Origin of the sequence: Microcella sp., assembly GCF_025808395.1 — a bacterium.
In the GTDB taxonomy this organism is placed as follows: Bacteria; Actinomycetota; Actinomycetes; order Actinomycetales; family Microbacteriaceae; genus Microcella.
Genome location: NZ_CP075524.1, coordinates 161,098 through 182,191 on the forward strand (window position 1 = coordinate 161,098; position 21,094 = coordinate 182,191).

The following is a 21,094-nucleotide window of genomic DNA, read 5'->3' on the forward strand; positions in this document are numbered from 1 at the left end:
GGCCGCTACGCGCCGCTGCGCACGTCGGCGACGGTGAGCGACAGTCGTCGGCCTGTCGCTGCATAGCCTTGTTCGCGGTGCGCTTGCGCGACGGCGACGCGCTCGGGGTCGGGCTCGCCGTAGGTCGTCGTGCGCTGGCGCGCGACGCGGCCGATCGACTCGGCCAGGGCCTCGAGCTCGGCGACCGTCTTCTCTGAACCGTTGTCGGCGCCCGCCATGCGGCTGATGGTCTCTTCCATGAGGGTGCCGCCCACGTCGTCGGCACCGCCGCGCAGCATGAGCCGAGTGCCGTCGTCGCCGAGCTTGACCCACGAGGTCTGCACGTGGTCGATGCGACCGTGCAGCATGAGGCGCGCGACGGCGTGCACCGCCCGGTTCTCTTGCGGCGTCGGGCCGGGGCGCGCCACACCCGCGAGGTAGACCGGCGAGTTGGCGTGCACGAAGGGCAGCAGCACGAACTCGGTGAAGCCTCCGGTGTCGTCGTGCACGCGAGCCAGGGTGCGCAAGTGGGCGACCCAGTGGTGCGGAGCATCCACGTGCCCGTACATCATCGTGCTCGACGAGCGAATGCCGAGCCGATGCGCGGTCGAGACGATCTCGATCCATTCGGCGGAGGGCAGCTTGCCCTTCGTGAGCACCCAGCGCACGTCGTCGTCGAGAATCTCGGCTGCCGTACCAGGGATCGTGTCGAGCCCCGCCTCTTTCGCGGCGGTCAAGAACTCGGCGAATGAGAGCCCGGTTCGGGATGCTCCGTTGACGATCTCCATGGGGCTGAAGGCGTGCAGATGCATGTCGGGCTGTCGACGCTTCACTTCGCGTGCGAGGTCGAAGTATGCCGTGCCGGGAAGGTCGGGGTGGATTCCGCCTTGCATGCAGATCTCGGTCGCGCCGAGGGCCCACGCTTCGTCGACCCGGTCGCCGACCTGCTGCATCGAGAGCGTGAAGGCGTCGGCGTCGGTGCGCCGTTGCGCGAAGGCGCAGAAGCGGCAGCCGGTGTAGCAGACGTTGGTGAAGTTGATGTTGCGGTTGACGACGTAGCCGACGCTGTCTCCGACGGTGTCGCGGCGCACTCGGTCGGCGAGGTCGGCGAGCGCGTCGAGGTCGGCGCCGTCGGCACCGAGCAGGGTGAGGTAGTCGTCATCGTTCAGACCGGCAGGGGCATCCTCGGCCTTGCGCAGCACTGCGGCGACGCCGGTGCTGATGCCGACGGTGCGCTCGCGAGCCTCGGTCGTGCTCTCGCGAAGCTCGGCCCAGTCGCCGTAGACGTCGTCGAAGTCGCTGCGGGTCTGCGTGCGCCGGCCCTCGGTGTCGATCTCGACGTGCAGGTCGGTGCGGCCGGTTCCGGCGCGCGTCGCCCAGTCGGGGTCTGGCTCTTGCCACGGGATTCCCCGCAGCACCGCCGACTCGTTCGCGAGCCCGTCTGGCGCGGCGAGCGCCCGCACGTGCGGCACGATGCGGGGGTCGAGCCACGGTTCTTCGGCGCGCACGTAGTGCGGGTGCGCGGTGAGGCGCTCGCGCAGCGTGTAGCCGCTCTCGGCGGTGAGGCGGGCGAGTTCGTCGATCTGCGGCCAGGGGCGCTCGGGGTTGACGTGGTCGGGGGTGAGCGGGCTCACTCCGCCCCAGTCGTCGATGCCTGCGCGCACGAGCAGCTGCAGCTCTTCGGCGTCGGTGAGGTTCGGGGGTGCTTGCACGCGCGCGCCGGGCCCGAGCACGAGTCGGCTGACGGCGACGGCGGCGATGTACTCCTGCAGGGCGAGGTCGTCGGCGGCGCGCATGGCCGTGCGGGGTTTGGCGCGAAAGTTCTGAATGATGACTTCTTGCACGTGCCCGTGCCGTCGTGCGGTCGCACGGATGGCGAACATGCCGTCGACGCGTTCGGCGTAGGTCTCGCCGATGCCGAGCAGCAGTCCGGTCGTGAAGGGTATGGCGCTGCGGCCGGCGTCTTCGAGCACACGAAGACGCAGCTCGGGGTCTTTGTCTGGGCTGCCGAAGTGGGCGAGCCCGCGAGTCTCGAACAGTCGGCGCGATGTCGTCTCGAGCATCATGCCCATGCTGGGCGCGACGGGCTTGAGCCGCTGCAGCTCTTGCCAGGTCATGACGCCGGGGTTGAGGTGGGGCAGCAGTCCGGTCTCTTCGAGCACGAGGATGGCCACGGAGCGCAAGTAGTCGATCGTCGAGTCGTAGCCGCGCGCGTCGAGCCACTCGCGCGCGGCGGGCCAGCGATCTTCTGGGCGGTCGCCGAGTGTGAAGAGGGCCTCTTTGCAGCCGAGTGCGGCGCCCTGGCGTGCGATCTCGAGCACCTCGTCGGGGGAGAGGTAGGGAGCTTTGCCCTCTGCGGCGAGCTGGTTCGGGGTCTGCACGAAGACGCAGTAGTGGCAGCGGTCGCGGCACAGGTGCGTCAGCGGTATGAAGACTTTGCGCGAGTAGGTGATGACTCCGGGGCGTCCGGCGCGTTCGAGGCCTGCGTCGCGCACTCGGCTGGCGACGGCGAGCAGCCTGTCGAGGTCGTCTGCCCTGCAGTGCAGCAGCGTCTCGGCTTCTGTGGTGTCGAGGGTCACACCGGTCTCGGCGCGTTTGAGTGCTCGTGAGATCGCCGAGGCGGTGGGCACGAACGAGGTCGTGGTGTCGGTCATGAGTGCTCCCAGAGAACCGTTCGAGGGCGAGCACGCTGAACTCACCGGGTCGGCCGCGTCAAGATTCGCGCCCGATCGCTCCCCAGTCCGGGCGCGATGCGTTGGTGCGCCCACTCTACTCGGCACAGCGTCGCCCACTTAGCATCGCGCGCCGCCGCGCCCGCTCCCGCGCCGCCGCCGCTCTCGCCTGCCCCAGCGCTCCCGCCCCGCCCCGCCGCCTCGCCCCGCCCCGCCCCGCCACCCGGCCCGCCACCCGCCCGCCACCCGCCTCGCCACCCGCCACGCCACCCCCCCCGCCCCCCCCCCCCCCACCCCCCCCCCCGCCCCCGCGCTCGCCCCCGCGCTCGCCCCCGCACTCACTCCCGCCCCGCCGCTGCTCCCCGGTGGAGCACCAACCTGCAGACTTCAACAACTACGGAGTAACATGACGCTCATTCACATACCTCCGTAGTTGTTGAAGTGTCTGCGAGCAGTGCACCCGCCCCATTGCGCGATGTGCTCGACGCCATGCTCGTGTGCGACCTCAACGTTCGGCCGGAGCGTTTGGCCTGCAGGCACGGCCACCGCGACTCGCAGTCCGCAACCGGGAGCCTGCCATCCGCGGCCTGCCACCCGCAGCCCTCGACCCGCAGCCCTCGACCCGCAGCCCTCGACCCGCACCTCGCTGATCCCGGTGCTCCTCCCCAGCCTCCGCGAGCGCGACCGTGAGGCGTGTGAGTACGAGCTTTCGCTGCACGGCCCGCTCGCCGCACCCACACTGACGCCATGCGCGGCTTCTCTGGCTTCGATCCGGTCATCAGCAGGCTCGGCGGCATCGCCTCGCGCCGAGAGCTGCGCGACGCTGGCTGGGATGAGACCGAACTGTGGTTCGCCTGGAGCTATGGCCGACTCGACCGGATTCGCCACGGGTGGTACGCCTCGACAGACCTACCCGACGACGCGCGCGCTGCGTGGAGAGCGGGCGGGCCGCTCGCCTGCGTCAGCGCTCTTCGTCACCACGGGATGCTCGACGACAGTGACCTGCCGCGCGACCTGCCCCTGCACATCTGTGTAGCCTCAGACGCTCATCTGCCCCGGAGTTCACAGGCTCACGACTCGCCTGCAGACGTCGTCGTGCACTGGAGCACGGCTGACCGGTACTCCGGCTCGCGTCAGGCGGTCGCCCCGCGGGTGGCCTTGCGTCAGGCGCGCGCCTGCTCCAGCCCAGTCGCCAGGGCCGCCGCGGCCAGGGCGGCTGAGGTGTCGAGGTCTCGCATCCAGAGGGGCACCGCGGCGGCGGCGAAGCCGTCTGCGCGCAACCCGGCCACGAGCGACTCGTCTTCGACGCCGACCAACCAGGCGTCGAGCAGCCCACCAGCTGGCCGGGCCCCGTAGAGCCGAGCGACAGCGCCGGCATCCGTCGCCACACCGATCGCCGACAAGCACGCATCTGCCATGCCGCGCACCGCCGCGCCCGCGATGATCGGCGACACTCCAACAACGGGAGCAGTACCGGCGCCCGCAGTGAGCACCGCCTCGCGCATGCCCGGAACACTCAGAATCGTGCCGATCGAGACGACCGGGTTCGACGGCGCAATGATCACGACGTCGGCGGCCTCGAGCGCCGCGAGGACCCCCGGCGCAGGGCGGGCCTCGGCGACACCCTGCTGCTCGAAGCGTGCGACGGGCAGAGTCGCGCGATGGCGAGTCCACCACTCCTGAAAGTGCAGACGCTCACCCGCGGTCGTGACCACGTGCGTATCGACCTCGTCGTCGGTCGCGGGGTGCAGTGTCACCCCGAGCGGCCACCGCTGCTGCAGCCGGCGCGACACCTCTGACGGGCTCAGCCCCGCGCGCAACCATGCCGAGCGAGCAATGTGGGTGCCCAGGTCGAGGTCGCCGAGCGTGAACCAGTCGGGAGTCACCCCGTGGGCCTGCAACTCGGCCGACACCCGCTCGGTCTCGCCGACGCGGCCCCACCCCCGCACCTCGTCGTTCTGACCAGACAGCGTGTACAGCAGCGAATCGTGGTCGGGGGCGATGCGCAAGCCCGCGAGCCACCAATCGTCACCCGTGTTCACGATGACATCGATGTCGGCGTTCGCGAGCGCAGCATCCGGGGCCGCACGGCGCACCGCCTCACGCACGCCGCGCACGAAACGTGCGCCTCCGACCCCGCCGGCGAGCACCACGATCTTCATGCCTGCAACGCTAGCCCTCACGGCGACCTGCTCATGTGCGCGTGGCGCTGTTCAGGTGCGCAGATGCGCCCTACCGTGTAACTCACGCGTCACTGGGCGAAACGAGTCGGAAACGCTCGAAGCGCACACTGGCCCCAGTTCGATGAAGAAGAGGGGAACCACCCATGACCACCATTCGCGCAGCGATCACCCAGACCACTTGGACGGGCGACAAAGAGTCGATGATCGCCAAGCACGAGCAGTTCGCGCGCGATGCCGCCGCCGACGGTGCTCAGATCATCTGCTTTCAAGAGCTCTTCTACGGGCCCTACTTCGGCATCATCGAAGACGCCAAGTACTACGACTACGCAGAGCCGGCCGACGGGCCGATCGTGCAGCGCTTCGCCAAGCTCGCGAAAGAGCTGAAGATGGTCATCGTCTTGCCGATCTACGAAGAAGACATGCCCGGCGTGTACTACAACACCGCGGTGGTGGTGGATGCTGACGGCACGATTCTCGGCAAGTACCGCAAGCACCACATCCCGAACCTCGACCGGTTCTGGGAGAAGTTCTACTTCCGCCCCGGCAACCTCGGCTACCCCGTGTTCGACACGGCCGTCGGCAAGGTCGGCGTGTACATCTGCTACGACCGACACTTTCCTGAAGGGTGGCGCGAGCTCGGCCTGAACGGCGCCGAACTCGTGTTCAACCCGAGCGCGACCAAGCCCGGCCTCTCGAACCGCCTGTGGGAGCTCGAGCAGCCCGCAGCGGCCGCCGCGAACCAGTACTTCATCGCCGCCAACAACCGCATCGGCACCGAGAGCGACGAGTTCGGCGACCTCGCCGTCACCTTCTACGGCAGCTCGTACTTCGTCGACCCCCGCGGCAACTATGTGGGAGACGTCGCCAGCCAAGACCAGACCGAGATCGTCACGCGCGATCTCGACCTCGGCCTCATTCGCGAAGTGCGCAACAGCTGGCAGTTCTACCGCGATCGTCGCCCCGAGTCGTACACCGCGACGGTGAAGCCCTAAGGAGGCCCGGCCATGACCACCACCCTCATCACCGGCGGCACCGTCGTCAGCGCCACCGGCCGCGGCGAGGCCGACGTGCTCATCGACGGCGAGACCATCGTCGCCGTGCTCGCGCCCGGCTCGACCCTGCTCGGGCACGACCTGGCCGCATCCGTCGACACTGTCATCGACGCCACGGGCAAGTACGTGATTCCCGGCGGCATCGACGCCCACACCCACATGGAGCTGCCCTTCGGCGGCACCGCCGCGATCGACACCTTCGAGACCGGCACGATCGCCGCCGCCTGGGGCGGCACGACGAGCATCATCGACTTCGCCGTGCAGACGGCCGGGCAGAAGGTGTTCGACGGGCTCGCCGCCTGGCACGAGAAGGCGGGCGGCAACTGCGCGATCGACTACGGGTTTCACCAGATCGTGGGCGGCGTCGACGCCGATTCGCTCGATGCTCTGCCGAAGCTCATCGACGAGGGCATCACGAGCTACAAGATGTTCATGGCGTACCCCGGCGTCTTCTACGCCGACGACGCGCAGATCCTGCGCGCGATGCAGGTCGCCGCCGAGCACGGACTCATGACGATGATGCACGCCGAGAACGGCCCCGCCATCGACGTGCTCGTGGCGCAGCTGCTCGAGCAGGGCAAGACCGACCCCTACTACCACGGCGTCGCACGCGCCTGGCAGATGGAGGAGGAGGCGACGCACCGCGCGATCATGCTCGCCAACCTCACTGGTGCGCCGCTCTACGTCGTGCACGTGAGCGCCAAGCAGGCCGTCGAGCAGCTCGCCGCCGCCCGCGACATCGGGCAGAACGTGTTCGGCGAGACCTGCCCGCAATACCTCTACCTGTCGCTCGAAGAGCAGCTCGGTGCAGTGAGCGAGCAGTACGGTGCCTTCGAAGGTGCCAAGTGGGTGTGCTCGACACCGCTGCGGTCACGGGCCGAAGGGCACCAAGACCACATGTGGCAGAGCCTGCGCACCAACGACATCCAGATGGTGTCGACCGACCACTGCCCGTTCTGCATGAAAGACCAGAAAGAGCTCGGGCTCGGCGACTTCTCGAAGATTCCCAACGGCATCGGCTCGGTCGAGCACCGCATGGACTTGATGTACCAGGGCGTCGTCACCGGTCAGATCACGCTCGAGCGCTGGGTCGAGATCACCTCGACCACGCCCGCGCGCATGTTCGGCCTCTACGGCACGAAGGGCGTCATCGCTCCGGGCGCGGACGCCGACATCGTCGTCTACGACCCGAACGGCCACACCTCGATCGGCATGCCCGTCGACGAGGCCGGCAACCCCACGGGCCGCAAGCACCACATGAACATGGACCACGCGGCGTGGGAGGGCTTCGAGATCGACGGCAAGGTCGACACGGTCATCTCGCGCGGCTCGGTCGTCATCCAGAACGATCAGTTCCACGGGCGGGCCGGGCACGGGCAGTACCTGCGCCGTGGCCTGAGCCAGTACCTGGTCTGAGCCGACGACGAAGAAGAGACGAGCATCCATGGACTTCGGAGCAGTACTGCAGACCAACCCGCCCGCCAGCCGCACGGTGCACCTCGCCAAGCTCGCCGAGCAGTACGGCTTCAGTCACGTGTGGACCTTCGACAGCCACATCCTGTGGCAAGAGCCCTACGTGATCTACTCGGCGATTCTCGCCGAGACGCACCGCATCACCGTCGGCCCCTTCGTCACGAACCCCGCGACGCGCGACTGGACGGTCACCGCGAGCGTCTTCGCGACCCTCAACGAGATGTACGGCAACCGCACAATCTGCGGCATCGGCCGGGGCGACTCGGCGGTGCGGGTGACGAACGGCACGCCCACGACGCTCGCTGAGCTGCGAGAGTCGATCCACGTCATTCGTGAACTCGGCAACTCGCGGGCCGTCGAGTACAACGGGTCGACCCTGCAGTTTCCGTGGAGCCACGGCAGCGAGCTCGAGGTGTGGGTGGCGGCGTACGGCCCGCTCGCGCTCAAGCTCACGGGCGAGGTCGGCGACGGCTTCATCTTGCAGCTCGCCGACCTCGACATCGCGAAGTGGATGATCGAGACGGTGCGCACGGCCGCCGACAACGCGGGCCGTGACCCGATGAGCGTGAAGTTCTGCGTCGCGGCACCGATGTACATCGGCACCGACTGGGATCACATGCGCAATCAGGTGCGCTGGTTCGGCGGCATGGTCGGCAACCACGTGGCCGACATCGTGGCGAAGCACGGCGACAGCGCAGATGTTCCGCGGGCGCTCACCGACTACATCGCTGGCCGCCAGGGCTACGACTACAACACGCACGGCAAGGCCGGCAACGACCACGTCGGCTTCGTGCCAGACGAGATCGTCGACCGCTTCTGCGTGCTCGGCGACGGCAAAGACCACATCGAGAAGCTCGAGGCGCTGCGCGACCTCGGTGTCGACCAATTTGCCGGCTACCTGCAGCACGACAACAAGGAAGAGACGCTGCGCGTCTACGGCGAGCACGTGATTCCGGCCCTGCGCGGCTCGAAACAGGCGCGCGTATGACCGATGCCGCCTCCGTGCTCGCGACGCCTCGACGACGCGCGGGCTCGGGCGCGCGGTGGAGGGCCTTCGGCTATGGCGTGCTGGGCATCGCCACACTCATCGTCGTGTGGGAGGTCTACAAGTGGCTCGGCCCAGCGAATGGTCTCGTGATCGGTGACACGCGCGTGCTGCCACGAACGAGCGACCTCGCCATGCCGCATGTCATCGACATGGTCGCTCGACTATTCGAACCGGTGACCCGTGCGCCGGGGGCGCGCGTGCTGTGGCTCGAGGTGGTGCTCGCCGCGTCGGTGACGCTCGGCATCGCCGCCGTCGGGTGGATCGTCGGCGTCATCGTGGGCATCGGCCTTGCGCTGCTCATGCAGCGGTGGGTCGTCGCCGAGTCTGCGGTGCTGCCCTGGGTGATTCTCAGCCAGACGGTGCCGCTCATCGCCTTCGCGCCGCTCGTCAAGAGTTGGGGCTCTCGCCTCGAGCTCGGCGTCGTCGACTGGCAAGACTGGATGAGCGTCGCGGTCATCGCGAGCTACCTGGCATTCTTCCCGATCGCGGTCGGTGCCCTCAAAGGATTTCAGGCGGCCGATCGCACGCACCTCGAGCTCATGCACACCTACTCGGCCGGCTGGTGGTCGACGATGCGCCACCTGCGGTTTCCGACCGCCGTGCCCTATCTGCTGCCCGCACTGCGTCTCGGTGCCGCGAATGCGGTTGTCGGTGCCGTCGTCGCCGAAGTGTCGACCGGTCTGCAGGGCGGCATCGGGCGCATGGTCATCCAGTTCGCCGGGCAGGCGAGCGGCGACCCGGCCAAGGCCTGGGCGCCCATCTTCGGGGCTATCGCGCTCGGGCTCATCGCCGCGGGCTCGGTCGCTCTGCTCGGTCTGACGGTCAAGAACTATCGACGAACGGAATCTGCCGCATGAACGACACCGTCTCAACCGCACCGGCTGTCTCGGTCGTCGCGCTCGACAAGACCTTCTCGACCCGCCGCACCGAGGTGGTCGCCCTGACGGGCATCGACCTGACGGTGAAACCCGGTGAGTTCGTCTCGCTCATCGGCCCCTCAGGGTGCGGCAAGAGCACGCTGCTGCGTCTCATCGCCGACCTCGAGACCCCCTCGAGCGGCACGGTCGAAGTGTTCGGCAAACCGGCCCACGACGCCAGGGTCGACCAGAGCTACGGCATCGCCTTTCAGCAGGCGGGGCTGCTGCCGTGGCGCACTGTGGCGGCGAACATCGCGCTGCCGCTCGAACTGCACGGCTCCGATCGAGCGGCGGTGCGGTCTCGCGTCGCCGAACTGATCGAGATGGTCGGCTTGGGCGACTTCGCCGACCGATACCCCGACCAGCTCTCGGGCGGCATGCAGCAGCGCGTCGCGATCGCGCGGGCACTGGCGAAGAAGCCTGCGCTGCTGCTCATGGACGAGCCGTTCGGCGCCCTCGATGAGATGACGCGCGAATACATGCAGACAGAGCTCCTGCGCATATGCGCCGAGACCGGGGCGGCGGTCGTCTTCGTGACCCACTCGATTCCTGAAGCCGTCTACGTGAGCGATCGTGTCGTCGTGATGTCTCCGCGCCCGGGCCGCATCTCAGACATCGTGTCGATGGCGCTCGGCAGCACCGCGAGCCGTGCCGACGACCTACGCGAAGACGGGGCGTTCTTCGAGATGATCACGGCCGTGCGCGAGGCACTTCACGGCGCCCCGGTGGCCGACGTGCGAGGGGTTGAGACTCGATGACGACTGCGGGCGTTCTGGGCCGAGCCGAGGCGAGCAGTCTCACTCGCGTCGTCGCGCCCGTCATGCTCGGCGTCATCGTTCTGGCCGGCTGGCAGGCTCTCGCCGGCAGCGGAGTCGTCGACTCGTATCTCTTGCCGAGCCCCGCAGCCATCGGTGCCGAGATCGTGGCGTTCGCCCCGTCGATGGTGAGCGCGGGCGCGGCTACTGGCCTCAACGCGCTTGTCGGGCTCATCGCCGGAACCCTCATGGCAATCATCGCGGCACTTCTCGCGTCGACGACGCGTGTGGTAGACGGCATGCTCGCGCCCGTCGTTGCCGCCCTCGCCGTCATCCCGATCGTCGCGCTCGCACCCGTGCTCAACACCATGTTCGGTGCTGACTCGCAGACCGGCCGACAACTCATCGCCGCCCTTGCCGCTTTCGTGCCCGTCTTCATCACGACGAGCAGGGGGCTGCGTCAAACCCAGCCCGTGCACCGTGACCTCATGAAGAGCTATGCGGCAACGCCTTGGCAGTCGATGCGCGCGATCACACTGCGGGTCGCGGTGCCGTACACCTTCACCGGAATCCGACTCGCGTCGTCGCTCGCCGTGATCTCTGCCCTGGTCGCCGAGTACTTCGGCGGGCCGCGCGGTGGCCTCGGGGGGCTCATCTCTACGTCGGCGGCGTCGAGCGCCTACCCGCGCGCCTGGGCCTACGTGGTGGCAGCAATCGTGCTGGGGCTGGCGTTCTTCGTCATCACCTCGGCTCTTGAACGATGGGTCTCTCGTCGACGGTGACGAGACCTGACAGCGCCCCCGGTGCGAACCGGGGTCGACTAGCACCACCTCTGCACCGTCGAGAACACCGAAAGGACACAGCACATGATGAACCGCAATCGTCGCCTCGCGACGTTCAGCGCGCTCGGCCTGACCGCCGCGCTCGCTCTCACAGCCTGCGCCGCCGACAGCCCTGAGGCTGTCGAACCGGGCGAAGAGCTGACGCCCATCAAGCTTCAGCTGCAGTGGCTTCCGCAAGGGCAGTTCGCCGGATACTTCGCTGCCATCGATCAGGGCTACTTCGAAGAAGCCGGGCTCGACGTCGAGATCATCCCCTCGGGTGGCGACATCGTGCCGCAAGACGCCCTCGCCAACGGAGACGTCGACTATGCGATCGCCTGGGTGCCCAAGGTGCTCGGCTCGATCGAGGCCGGTGCAGGCGTGACCAACATCGCCCAGATCTTCCAGCGGTCGGGAACCCTGCAGGTCGCCTGGGCAGACTCTGGAATCACCTCGGTCGCCGACTTCGAAGGCAAGAAGATCGGTTCGTGGGGCTTCGGCAATGAGTGGGAGATCTTCGCGGCGATGGCCGCAGAGGGCCTCGACTCGACGACCGTCGAGATCATCACGCAAGACTTCAACATGAACGCCTTCTTGTCTGGCGACATCGATGCTGCGCAGGCGATGACCTACAACGAGTACGCCCAGCTGCTCGAATCGGTCGACCCTGAGACGGGCGAGCTGTATTCGCCCGACGACTTCACGGTCATCTCGTATGAAGATACGGTCGGCGCCATGCTGCAAGACGCCATCTGGGCCGACACTGCTCGTCTCGACAGCGATGAGGCGTACCAAGAGACGACGGTCGCCTTCTTGACCGCCGTCATCAAGGGCTGGATCTTCGCAGCCGAGAACCCTGAAGAAGCCGCGCAGATCACGATCAACGCGGGTTCGGGCTGGGGCCCGAGCCACGAGCTGTGGATGGTCAACGAGACAAACAAGCTCATCTGGCCCGCGCCGAACGGCATCGGCTTCATCGACTCAGCCGCGTTCGACAACACCGTCGCCGCAGCGCTCAGCGCCGTGAACGAGTCGGGAGCGAGCCTCATCACGGCCCCGCCGCCAGCAAGCGCATGGACGAACGAGTACATCGAACGGGCTCTCGCCGCGCTCGAAGCGGAAGGCTTCGACATCACGGGCGACAGCTTCTCGCCGATTCAGGTCGAGCTGCTCGAGGGCGGCAACTGACCCGACGCGGTCTTGTGGCCGGGTCTGCGCACGTGCGCGGGCCCGGCCACGGGCATCCGGGGCGATAATGAATGCGCCACCGTCACCCTTCTTCGATCACAAGGAACCGATAGCCATGGCCGATGACCGGTCACACTCTTCCGCCCCCGCTCACGATCCCGCCGACGGCACGCGCGCCTACGATCTCGATCGCGAGTTCGTCTTCCACTCGTGGAGTGCGCAGGGCGCCCTGAAGCCCTTCGTCATCGCGAGTGCTGCGGGCTGCGAGGTCTACACCTACGACGGCGACACCTACCTCGACTTCTCGAGCCAGCTCGTCAACACCAACATTGGCCACTCGCACCCGAAGGTCGTCGAGGCCATTCAGCGTCAGGCCGCCGAGCTGGCGACAGTGGCGCCGGCTCACGCGAGTCTCGTGCGGGGCGAAGCTGCGAAGCGCATCGTCGCGAAGGCCGGCCCCGGCTACTCGAAGGTGTTCTTCACGAACGGCGGTGCCGACGCGAACGAGAACGCCATCCGCATGGCGCGCCTCGCGACGGGTCGCGACAAGGTGCTGAGCACCTACCGCAGCTACCACGGCAACACCGGCGCCGCGATCGTCTCGACGGGCGACTGGCGACGGATGCCCAACGAGTACTCTCGCGGCCACGTGCACTTCTTCGGCCCCTTCCCCTATCGCTCAGAGTTCTGGAGCGACAGCCCCGAGCAAGAGTCAGAGCGCGCGCTGCACCACCTCGAGCGCACCATCCAGGCGCAGGGGCCGCAGACGATCGCCGCGATTCTGCTCGAGACGGTGCCGGGCACGGCGGGCGTGCTGACGCCGCCTCCTGGCTACCTCGAGGGGGTGCGAGCGCTGTGCGATCGCTACGACATCGTCTGGATCGCCGACGAGGTGATGGCCGGGTTCGGTCGCACGGGGGAGTGGTTCGCGTGGCAGGGGGCCGACATCAACCCGACGGGTGCACGCCCCGACCTCATCACCTTCGCAAAGGGCGTCAACTCGGGCTACGTGCCCGTGGGGGGCATCGTCATGACGCCGCGATTCTCAGAGCACTTCGATGAGCGCGTCTTTCCGGGCGGCCTCACCTACAGCGGGCATCCACTCGCGGCGGCGTCGATCGTCGCCTCGATCGATGCGATGACCGACGAAGGGGTCGTCGAGAACGCCAAGCTCATGGGCGAGCAGCACATCGGGCCCGGGCTGCGAGCTCTCGCCGAGCAGCATCGCATGATCGGCGAGGTGCGCGGCTCTGGCGTGTTCTGGGCCCTCGATCTCGTCACCGATCGAGACACCCGCGAACCCGTCGGCGCCGAGATCATCGGTGCGCTCAAGAGCGAGCTGATGTCGCGCAAGCTGCTGCCCTTCGCCGCCGACAACCGCATTCACGTCGTGCCGCCGTGCATCGTCACCGCCGACGAAGTCGCAGTCGCCATGCAGGCGTATGACGGTGCTTTCACGGCTGTTGCGCAGAAGCATGGCCTGAACTGACGAGTGGCCGCGGGCAGCCTGAACGATCGGGTGAGGGGTGCTCGCGGCCGCACCAGCATCGGTGACACCCCGGTAGACTGGAGCGCTATGCCTGCCACCTCGAGCCCCTACCGCGTCAATGTGCGCGACATCGTGCACCGCCCCGGCGAGATGCGCGAGAAGACGCTCGACGTCGTTGCGCCCGAGCAGCTCGGTGCGGGCGCCGCCGTCGTCGCCGAGGGGGCTGAGCTCGAACTCGACCTGCGGCTCGAGGGCCTTCACGACGGCATTCTCGTCACCGGTCAGGTGCGCACGACCGCCAGTGCCGACTGCGTTCGGTGCCTCGAACCGGTCGAACTGCCCCTCCAAGTCGATTTTCAGGAGCTTTTCGCGTATTCTCCTGAGGTTGCCGATGACTACCAGGTTCACGATAACCACGTGGATTGTGAACCGGTCGTTCGCGACGCGGTAGTGCTCGCACTGCCGTTCCAGCCGGTGTGCCGAGACGATTGCCCGGGGCTCGACCCCGAAACGGGCGAGCGCCTCGCAGACCATCCGGAACGGCGGCCGAGCGAGACCATCGATCCCCGGTGGGCCGCGCTCGAAGGCTTTCAGGCCGAAACAGACTGACCCGCAGCTGCGCGCACGCGCACGGCGGCAGAGACGAAAGAAGAGAGACATCATGGCTGTTCCCAAGCGGAAGAAGTCGCGCGCCAACACCCACGCACGTCGTTCGCAGTGGAAGGCCGAGGTTCCTACCCTGGTCAAGACCGTCGAGAACGGCAAGGTCGTCTACAGCCTCCCGCACCGCGCGAAGGTCGTCGAAGACTCCGCGGGCACGCCCCTGTACATGGAGTACAAGGGCCGCAAGGTCGCCGACGTCTGATTCATCGGCTCGTCAGCCGGTGAATGCGTCGGTAGCACGATCTGAGTCCGGTCGAGAATCGGCCGGCACTGCGCCGCGCCCTGGTTCCACTCTCGAGCAGGCTCTCGGGGTCACCATCGACCCAGAGCTGCTCGATCTGGCGCTCACCCACCGATCGTGGGCGTACGAGAACGGCGGAGTCGCCACCAACGAACGACTCGAATTTCTCGGCGACGCCATTCTCGGGCAGGCCGTCACGGTCATGCTCTACTCCACCTACCCCGACCTCAGCGAAGGCGACCTCGCCAAACGGCGCGCGTCGCTCGTCTCTGCCGTCGCGCTCGCCGAGGTGGCCGTGTCGATCGGCCTCGGCCAGCACCTCAAGCTCGGCAAAGGTGAAGAGCTCACCGGCGGTCGAGCCAAGTCGTCGATCCTCGCCGACACCGTCGAAGCGATCATCGGGGCCGCCTATCTCGATCTTGGCGGCGAAGCGGCGACAGCACTCGTGCTTCGCCTCATCGCACCATTGCTGGCAGAGCCCGACCGGTTCGGTGCCTCGATGGATCCGAAGACGTCGCTGCAAGAGCTCGCCGCCCATCGCAACCTCGGTCTGCCCGTGTACGAGATCACCGACGACGGTCCAGACCACTCCAAGATCTTCACCGCCACCGTCGTGATCGGCGGAGAGCGCGTCGCCTCGGGCGAGGGCACGAGCAAGAAGCAAGCCGAGATGGGTGCTGCGCTCGAGGCCTGGACTCTGCTGCAGTCGCAGCGCTGACCGTGCCAGAGCTGCCCGAAGTCGAGGTGGTGCGTCATGGCCTCGAACCCGCCGTCAGCGGCGCGTCGATCGACGATGTCGACGTGCTCGACCTGCGGTCGCTGCGTCGACACGTCGGGCCCTCTGAAGACTTCATCCAGCGGCTGACCGGGGCGACTCTGGTCGGTGCTGTGCGTCGCGGCAAGTTTCTCTGGCTGCCGATCGTCGCGGCCGACGGGGCGCCCCGCGACGCGCTCGTGGTGCACCTCGGCATGAGCGGCCAAGTGCTGCTGCGCACCGCCGACGCCGAAGCCAGCGCGCTGACGCGCGTTCGGCTCGCGCTCACGCATCCGGTGCACGGCCCGCTGCGGGTCGACTTCGTCGATCAGCGCATCTTCGGTTCGATGGCCATCGACGAGCTGCTGCCGACGCCCGACGGGGCGGCGGCGGGGTACGGGCTGCCGCTGGCGAGCATCCCGAGTCAGGTGGCGCACATCGCGCGCGACCCGCTCGATGCGGCATTCGACGAGCGGCTCTACCGACGCCGCCTCGCGGCGAAGCGCACCACCATCAAGCGGGCGCTGCTCGACCAGACCCTCATCAGCGGCATCGGCAACATCTATGCAGACGAGGCGCTGTGGGCTGCGCGCGTGCACTACGACCAGCCCACCGAGACGCTCTCGGCGCGCAAGAGCGGCGAGCTGCTCGCTGAAGTGCGCGCAGTGCTGCGACGCGCCCTCGACGAGGGCGGCACCTCGTTCGACGCGCAGTATGTCAACGTCAACGGCGCGTCAGGCTACTTCAGCCACTCGTTGCGCGCCTACGGGCAGCAGGGCCGACCGTGCCCACGGTGCGGCCGACTCATCGTGCGCGAGCAGTTCATGAACCGGGGCTCGCACTTCTGCCCGCGCTGCCAGCGCGTCCGCTGAGCATTAGAGGTCTTTGCGCCACGCCCCCTCATAGACGAAGGGAACGAATCCGAGGGCCTCGTTCACATCGAGCATCGGACGGTTCTCTTCTGCGTTGTAGGTGACCACCGAGGGATGCCCGGGGCGAACCCTCTGCAGGTGCAGCAGATTCGCGGCCTTGAGCAGCAGGCCCAGGCGATGCCCGCGGTGCTCGATGAGCACGATCGTGTCTTCTTGATCGACGGGTCGCGTCATGTCGTCGGGCGCGACCAGTTCGGTGAACCCGGCGAGTCTGCCGGTCGGCACGTGCTCGACGGCGGCCACAAAGGCCGTGCGAGGGCCATCGGCTTCTTCTTCTTCGTCGGCGAGCAGCCGCTCGACCGTCCACGGGTCTTCGGGCTCTTCGAGCCCGGCACTCGGCGCGTCGGTGCTCATGCGGGTGAGCAGGTGGGCGATGTCTTCTCGCCAGCGCTCGGGAGTGCGGTCGCCGAACAGGTGCACGCGGTAGTCGGGCCCCGCGATCTCGGCCGCCTCATCGTGCACGAGCTGCAGCGCCGTCTCGTCGAGCGGCAGCATCAGTCGGCTGCCGCGCTCGACCTGCTCCAGCCGGTAGCCCATCGAGAGCAGCAGCCGCGTCTCGGCCGTGTCGGCAGCGACGTCGCCGAACCCGGTCGGTGCGGCAAGGCGATCGCCGCCGACCTTCCAGCACGGTGCGTAGACGATGGCGCGGCGCTTGCCCGCCTCTCGCACGACCGATTCCACATGCTCGGCGATGGCGCGGCCGACACCCTGACCGCGAGCGGAGGGCACGACCTCGGCCAGCAGCCACGCGGTGTCTTCTGCCTCGCCCAGCCGATACTCGGCGACACCCCTGCCCACCACCTGCCCGTCGCGGCGCGCGATGAACAGCCTCTTCGGCTCGAACTCTTGCTTGCGCCAGCCGGGCAGCATCTCTTCGGGCGGGCGCGACTCGTCGTCGGTGCCCGAATCGTGAGCATTGACCGCGGTGCGCACCCCGATGGCCGCGATGAAGTCTGCGGCGTCGGGCGCGTCGACGCTCTCGGGTATCGGCACCTCGCTGATCGCGATCTCACTCATCTCGGCTCCTTCTCGACTGGCCAGCCCGCCAGAATAGCCCCCGCCGCTCCGGTACGGTAGCCCTGACCGTTCTGCGCCCTGCGGCGGTCGCCGTCGACCGTGCCGAGAGGGGGCAGCGCGTGCATCTGAAGTCGCTGACCCTCAAGGGCTTCAAGTCGTTCGCGCAGTCGACCACCTTCCAGTTCGAGCCAGGCGTCACGTGCGTCGTCGGCCCCAACGGTTCGGGCAAGTCGAACGTCGTCGACGCGCTCGCCTGGGTCATGGGCGAGCAGGGGGCGAAGACGCTGCGCGGCGGCAAGATGGAAGACGTCATCTTCGCCGGCACTGCCACGCGCGGTCCGCTCGGTCGGGCCGAGGTGCAGCTGACGATCGACAACGCCGACGGCGCGCTGCCCATCGAATACAGCGAGGTCACGATCTCGCGCACCCTGTTTCGCAACGGCGGCAGCGAGTATGCGATCAACGGCACAGCCTGCCGCCTGCTCGACGTGCAAGAGCTGCTGAGCGACTCGGGGCTGGGCCGCGAAATGCACGTCATCGTCGGGCAGGGCCAGCTCGATGCCGTGCTGCACGCGAGCCCCGAAGATCGTCGCGGATTCATCGAAGAGGCGGCGGGCATCTTGAAGCATCGCCGCCGCAAAGAGAAGACGGTGCGCAAGCTCGAGGCCATGCAGGCGAACCTCACCCGGTTGAGCGACTTGGCTGGCGAGATCAGACGTCAGCTAACTCCGTTGGGGCGGCAGGCTGAAATCGCGCGCGAGGCGCAGACGATCGCCGCGATCGTTCGGGATGCCCGCGCGAGGCTCCTCGCCGACGAGATCTCGACGCTGCGCGCGTCGCTGGCCGATCACGCCCGCACCGAGAGCGAGCGCACGAGTGAGCGCATCGTCGTGCAGAGCCAGCTCGATCAGACTCGATTGCGGGTGCAGCACATCGAGTCTCAGCAGGTCGGTGACGCGGTCGATGACGCGCGTCGCATCGCGTTCGAGCTCGAGCAGGTGCAAGAGCGGGTGCGCAGCCTGGCGAGCCTCACGCAGCAGAAGCTCACGCTGCTGAGTCAGCAGGCAGAGCTGCCGGGAATGTCGTCGACGATCACGCAGGCTCATGTCGACGAGGCGCGGGCCGAGGCCGAGTCGCTGCGCGACGGGGTCGCAGCGGCCGAGGCCGGCGTGGGCGAGGTCGCGGCTCGCACGGCCACGGTGCGCGCCGCGCTCGATGCCCTCGATGAAGAGATCGCGGCGCAGAGCGCGCTCGTGTCGCAGCACGATCTCGAGCTCGCGGCGCTCGCCGGCCGGGTCGACGTCGCTCGCTCGACACTGGCTGCTGCGCGCGGCGAGCTGCTGCGGCAGCAGAACGCCCTCGAAGCCGCCGCTGCCCGTCAAGAGTCGACGAGGGCCGAGCTGGCGGCGCTGCCTGAGGTCGATCTGGGCGACGGCACCGACGAGTCGCGCGCTCTCGATGCCGCCCTGGCCGACGCCGACGAGCGCGTGGGTGAACTCACGACGCGCATCGACACCGAGCGTGACGCCCTGCATTCGCTCGAGCGCGAGCGCGACGCTCTCGCGGCCAGGGTGAGCGCCCTCTCGCAGGCGATCGACACCGGGGCTGGCGCGAGCGGACTGGTCGGCTCGTCGGGCATTCGCGGGCTCGTGAGCGATCACGTGCAGGTGACGGCCGGGTTCGAGGCGGCGATCGCCGCGGCACTCGGAACCCTTGCCGACGCGGCGCTCGCCGACGACCTCGACGCGGGGCTCGCGGCGATCGAGCGGGCGCACGCGGCCGACGCCGGGCGCGTCGACGTGGTGCTCGCATCCGTGTCGGCGCAGACTGCGCCCTTGGCCGCCGTGAGCGGTCTCACGCCGGCGGTGCAGGTCGTGACGGCTCCCGATGGCGTGCTGTCGCTGCTCGCTCGCACCTTCATCGCCGACGATCTCGCTGCAGCGCGAGCGGCATGGCCGGCAGTGCAGAAGCTCGACGTCGCCGACACTGTGAGCGTCGTCACGAAGCAGGGCGATGTGCTCACGCGCTCAGTGCTACGGGGCGGCTCTGGTGCCGGCCGCAGCCGACTCGAGCTCGCCGCAGAGTGCGACGCCGCATCTGAGCGCCTCACTGCTGTCACGACGGGCATCGAGCGTGCTCGCGGCGTGCTCGACGAGTCGCGCTCGGCTCTCGCCGCCGCGAAGCAGCACGCCGCAGACGCTCTCGCCGCGGTGCGCGATCAGGATGCCCAGCGCGCGGCCCGCAGCGAGCAGGTCTCTCGTGCTCGAGCGCAGGCCGAGGCCGCCGACGCAGAGGCAGCACGGCTCGGCCTCGGGGTGGATGCCGCCCGCGAGTCGGTGCACGAGGCCGAGGCCGCAGTCGAGCGCGCGCAGGCCGAGCACGAGGCGTTCGCCGCCCGCCCCCGGCCGATGCTCGATGCGAGTTCGCGCGACGCTCTCGTGGTCGACCTCGAGGCTGCGCGCGCCGCTGAGCTTGAGCGTCGCATCGAGCTCGAGACGGTTCGTGAGCGTGTGCGCGCGGCGCGCGAGGCCGCCGAGCAGCTCGAGAGGCGTCGCCTCGCCGAGAAGACTGCCGCCGATGAGGCGGCGCGCCGCGCGGTGCTGCGTCAGCACCAGGTGCAGCGTGCGACGGCAGTGGCCGCGGCGCTGCCTGCGGTGCAGCAGTCGATCGATCGCTCGGTGGCCGAGGCTCGCGTCGTTCTCGCGCAGCGCGAGGCCGAGCGCTCGGCGCAGAACGATGAGCTGCTCGAGCTGCGGCGCACCGAGTCGTCGTTGCGTGAGCGCCTCGCGTCGATCACCGAGGGGGTTCACGGCCTCGAGCTGCAGATCTATGAGAAGAAGCTGCACCTCACGCAGCTGCTCGAGCGCGCGGGGGAGGAGCTGGGGCTCGTCGAAGAGGTGCTGCTCGCCGAGTACGGCCCGCACGTGCTCGTGCCAGACGACGAGGCCCTCACCGAGGCCGCGCGGGCGGTGGCCGACGCGATCGCCGCCGAGGCGGCCTCACGTGTCGACCCCGATCCCGATGCGCCCGCGTTCGACCCCACCTCAGATGACGAGTCAGAGCGGGTCGCGGCGATCGTCGAGCAGTCGCGTGCAACAACGTCGGCAGAATCGGCCGCCCACGACGCGAATGACGCCGGCGAGTCACACCTGCCGACAGTTGTGCACGCGACGGGCAAGCCCTTCGACCGCGGCGAGCAGCAAGCCCGCCTGGCGCGAGCCGAGCGCAAGCTCAGCCAGCTCGGCCGCGTCAATCCGCTCGCGCTCGAAGAGTTCGCCGCCCTCGAGCAGCGGCATAAGTTCTTGACCGAGCAGCTCACCGACCTCGCGAACACTCGCCGCGACCTGCTGACGATCATCGACGAGGTCGATGCGACGATGCAGACGATCTTCGCGGCGGCCTTCGCCGACACGCAGGCGTCGTTCGATGTGGTGTTCCCCATCCTGTTCCCTGGCGGGTCGGGCAGTCTCACCCTCACCGACCCCGAGAACATGCTCACGACGGGCATCGAGGTGACGGTCAAGCCGGCGGGCAAGAAGATCGAGCGCCTCAGCCTGTTGAGCGGCGGCGAGCGATCGCTCGCGGCGGTCGCCCTGCTCATTGCGATCTTCAAGGCCCGACCGAGCCCGTTCTACATCATGGACGAGGTCGAGGCTGCTCTCGACGACGCGAACCTTGGGCGTTTGCTGACGATCTTCCGTGATCTTCGTCAATCGTCGCAGCTCATCATCATCACCCACCAGAAGCGCACGATGGAGATCGCAGACGCTCTCTACGGCGTCAGCATGCGGCAAGACGGGGTCAGCGCGGTCGTCGGCCAACGCGTGCAGGCCGCCGACGAGGGCACTCTATAACAGACTCGAGACGGTGATGTCTACCCCCTTTCGGGGGTCATGTTCTCGACCTAGCG

The 21,094-nt window shown here is 68.3% G+C and carries 16 protein-coding genes; 13 read left to right on the forward strand and 3 right to left on the reverse strand.

The features are described 5' to 3' along the window. Positions 1 to 5: 5 nt before the first annotated feature. Positions 6 to 2,633 (reverse strand): bifunctional FO biosynthesis protein CofGH, encoded by a 2,628-nt coding sequence (locus KIT89_RS00835; protein WP_297602569.1) that lies wholly within the window; start codon positions 2,631 to 2,633, stop codon positions 6 to 8. Positions 2,634 to 3,814: 1,181 nt separating this feature from the next. Next, complete coding sequence (gene cofD / locus KIT89_RS00840; protein ID WP_297602570.1) at positions 3,815 to 4,813, reverse strand: 2-phospho-L-lactate transferase; 999 nt, start codon at positions 4,811 to 4,813, stop codon at positions 3,815 to 3,817. Positions 4,814 to 4,977: 164 nt separating this feature from the next. Here cofD and KIT89_RS00845 point away from each other — a divergent pair, with 164 nt between their 5' ends. The 12 genes from KIT89_RS00845 (at position 4,978) to mutM (ending at position 16,107) form a co-directional block, all read left to right on the forward strand. Further along, complete coding sequence (locus tag KIT89_RS00845) at positions 4,978 to 5,826, forward strand: nitrilase-related carbon-nitrogen hydrolase (RefSeq protein ID WP_297602571.1); 849 nt, start codon at positions 4,978 to 4,980, stop codon at positions 5,824 to 5,826. Between the two features lie 12 nt (positions 5,827 to 5,838). Then, positions 5,839 to 7,302: a dihydropyrimidinase gene (hydA, locus tag KIT89_RS00850; RefSeq protein WP_297602572.1), complete on the forward strand. Its 1,464-nt coding sequence runs from the start codon at positions 5,839 to 5,841 to the stop codon at positions 7,300 to 7,302. A gap of 28 nt (positions 7,303 to 7,330) precedes the next feature. Then, entirely contained in the window at positions 7,331 to 8,347 is a 1,017-nt protein-coding gene (locus KIT89_RS00855) for a TIGR03842 family LLM class F420-dependent oxidoreductase (RefSeq protein WP_297602573.1), read from the forward strand. Further along, positions 8,344 to 9,264, forward strand: coding sequence for an ABC transporter permease (locus KIT89_RS00860; protein WP_297602574.1), 921 nt, complete (start codon positions 8,344 to 8,346; stop codon positions 9,262 to 9,264). Before KIT89_RS00855 ends, KIT89_RS00860 begins: the two co-directional genes overlap by 4 nt. Beyond that, entirely contained in the window at positions 9,261 to 10,082 is an 822-nt protein-coding gene (locus KIT89_RS00865; RefSeq protein WP_297602576.1) for an ABC transporter ATP-binding protein, read from the forward strand. Before KIT89_RS00860 ends, KIT89_RS00865 begins: the two co-directional genes overlap by 4 nt. Continuing rightward, positions 10,079 to 10,861, forward strand: a complete 783-nt coding sequence (locus KIT89_RS00870) for an ABC transporter permease (RefSeq protein WP_297602577.1) — start codon at positions 10,079 to 10,081, stop codon at positions 10,859 to 10,861. Before KIT89_RS00865 ends, KIT89_RS00870 begins: the two co-directional genes overlap by 4 nt. An 87-nt stretch (positions 10,862 to 10,948) precedes the next feature. Continuing rightward, complete coding sequence (locus tag KIT89_RS00875) at positions 10,949 to 12,088, forward strand: ABC transporter substrate-binding protein (protein WP_297603867.1); 1,140 nt, start codon at positions 10,949 to 10,951, stop codon at positions 12,086 to 12,088. Positions 12,089 to 12,203: 115 nt separating this feature from the next. After that, complete coding sequence (locus KIT89_RS00880; protein WP_297602579.1) at positions 12,204 to 13,577, forward strand: aspartate aminotransferase family protein; 1,374 nt, start codon at positions 12,204 to 12,206, stop codon at positions 13,575 to 13,577. Between the two features lie 87 nt (positions 13,578 to 13,664). Further along, entirely contained in the window at positions 13,665 to 14,186 is a 522-nt protein-coding gene (locus KIT89_RS00885; RefSeq protein ID WP_297602580.1) for a DUF177 domain-containing protein, read from the forward strand. 52 nt (positions 14,187 to 14,238) lie between these two features. Then, complete coding sequence (gene rpmF / locus KIT89_RS00890; RefSeq protein ID WP_297602581.1) at positions 14,239 to 14,442, forward strand: 50S ribosomal protein L32; 204 nt, start codon at positions 14,239 to 14,241, stop codon at positions 14,440 to 14,442. A gap of 115 nt (positions 14,443 to 14,557) precedes the next feature. Beyond that, a complete protein-coding gene (rnc, locus tag KIT89_RS00895) occupies positions 14,558 to 15,199 on the forward strand; it encodes a ribonuclease III (RefSeq protein WP_297603868.1) in 642 nt (213 codons plus the stop codon). Between the two features lie 2 nt (positions 15,200 to 15,201). Beyond that, positions 15,202 to 16,107, forward strand: a complete 906-nt coding sequence (mutM, locus tag KIT89_RS00900; protein WP_297602582.1) for a bifunctional DNA-formamidopyrimidine glycosylase/DNA-(apurinic or apyrimidinic site) lyase — start codon at positions 15,202 to 15,204, stop codon at positions 16,105 to 16,107. A gap of 3 nt (positions 16,108 to 16,110) precedes the next feature. On the opposite strand, the gene KIT89_RS00905 is transcribed toward mutM, so the two are convergent. Continuing rightward, entirely contained in the window at positions 16,111 to 17,184 is a 1,074-nt protein-coding gene (locus tag KIT89_RS00905) for a GNAT family N-acetyltransferase (protein ID WP_297602583.1), read from the reverse strand. A 119-nt stretch (positions 17,185 to 17,303) separates the two neighbouring features. Here KIT89_RS00905 and KIT89_RS00910 point away from each other — a divergent pair, with 119 nt between their 5' ends. After that, positions 17,304 to 21,038 carry an AAA family ATPase gene (locus KIT89_RS00910; protein ID WP_297602584.1) on the forward strand — a complete coding sequence of 1,245 codons (3,735 nt, stop codon included), beginning with the start codon at positions 17,304 to 17,306 and terminating at the stop codon, positions 21,036 to 21,038. Positions 21,039 to 21,094: the final 56 nt, after the last annotated feature.

Bases quoted from the DNA above. Each gene is read 5' to 3' on its own strand.
- KIT89_RS00870 (WP_297602577.1), top strand. From the start codon at position 10,079: ATGACGACTGCGGGCGTTCTGGGCCGAGCCGAGGCGAGCAGTCTCACT.
- KIT89_RS00905 (WP_297602583.1), bottom strand. From the start codon at position 17,184: ATGAGTGAGATCGCGATCAGCGAGGTGCCGATACCCGAGAGCGTCGAC.
- KIT89_RS00835 (WP_297602569.1), bottom strand. From the start codon at position 2,633: ATGACCGACACCACGACCTCGTTCGTGCCCACCGCCTCGGCGATCTCA.
- KIT89_RS00880 (WP_297602579.1), top strand. From the start codon at position 12,204: ATGGCCGATGACCGGTCACACTCTTCCGCCCCCGCTCACGATCCCGCC.
- KIT89_RS00885 (WP_297602580.1), top strand. From the start codon at position 13,665: ATGCCTGCCACCTCGAGCCCCTACCGCGTCAATGTGCGCGACATCGTG.
- KIT89_RS00855 (WP_297602573.1), top strand. From the start codon at position 7,331: ATGGACTTCGGAGCAGTACTGCAGACCAACCCGCCCGCCAGCCGCACG.
- hydA (WP_297602572.1), top strand. From the start codon at position 5,839: ATGACCACCACCCTCATCACCGGCGGCACCGTCGTCAGCGCCACCGGC.
- KIT89_RS00860 (WP_297602574.1), top strand. From the start codon at position 8,344: ATGACCGATGCCGCCTCCGTGCTCGCGACGCCTCGACGACGCGCGGGC.
- KIT89_RS00875 (WP_297603867.1), top strand. From the start codon at position 10,949: ATGAACCGCAATCGTCGCCTCGCGACGTTCAGCGCGCTCGGCCTGACC.
- rpmF (WP_297602581.1), top strand. From the start codon at position 14,239: ATGGCTGTTCCCAAGCGGAAGAAGTCGCGCGCCAACACCCACGCACGT.
- cofD (WP_297602570.1), bottom strand. From the start codon at position 4,813: ATGAAGATCGTGGTGCTCGCCGGCGGGGTCGGAGGCGCACGTTTCGTG.
- KIT89_RS00845 (WP_297602571.1), top strand. From the start codon at position 4,978: ATGACCACCATTCGCGCAGCGATCACCCAGACCACTTGGACGGGCGAC.
- KIT89_RS00865 (WP_297602576.1), top strand. From the start codon at position 9,261: ATGAACGACACCGTCTCAACCGCACCGGCTGTCTCGGTCGTCGCGCTC.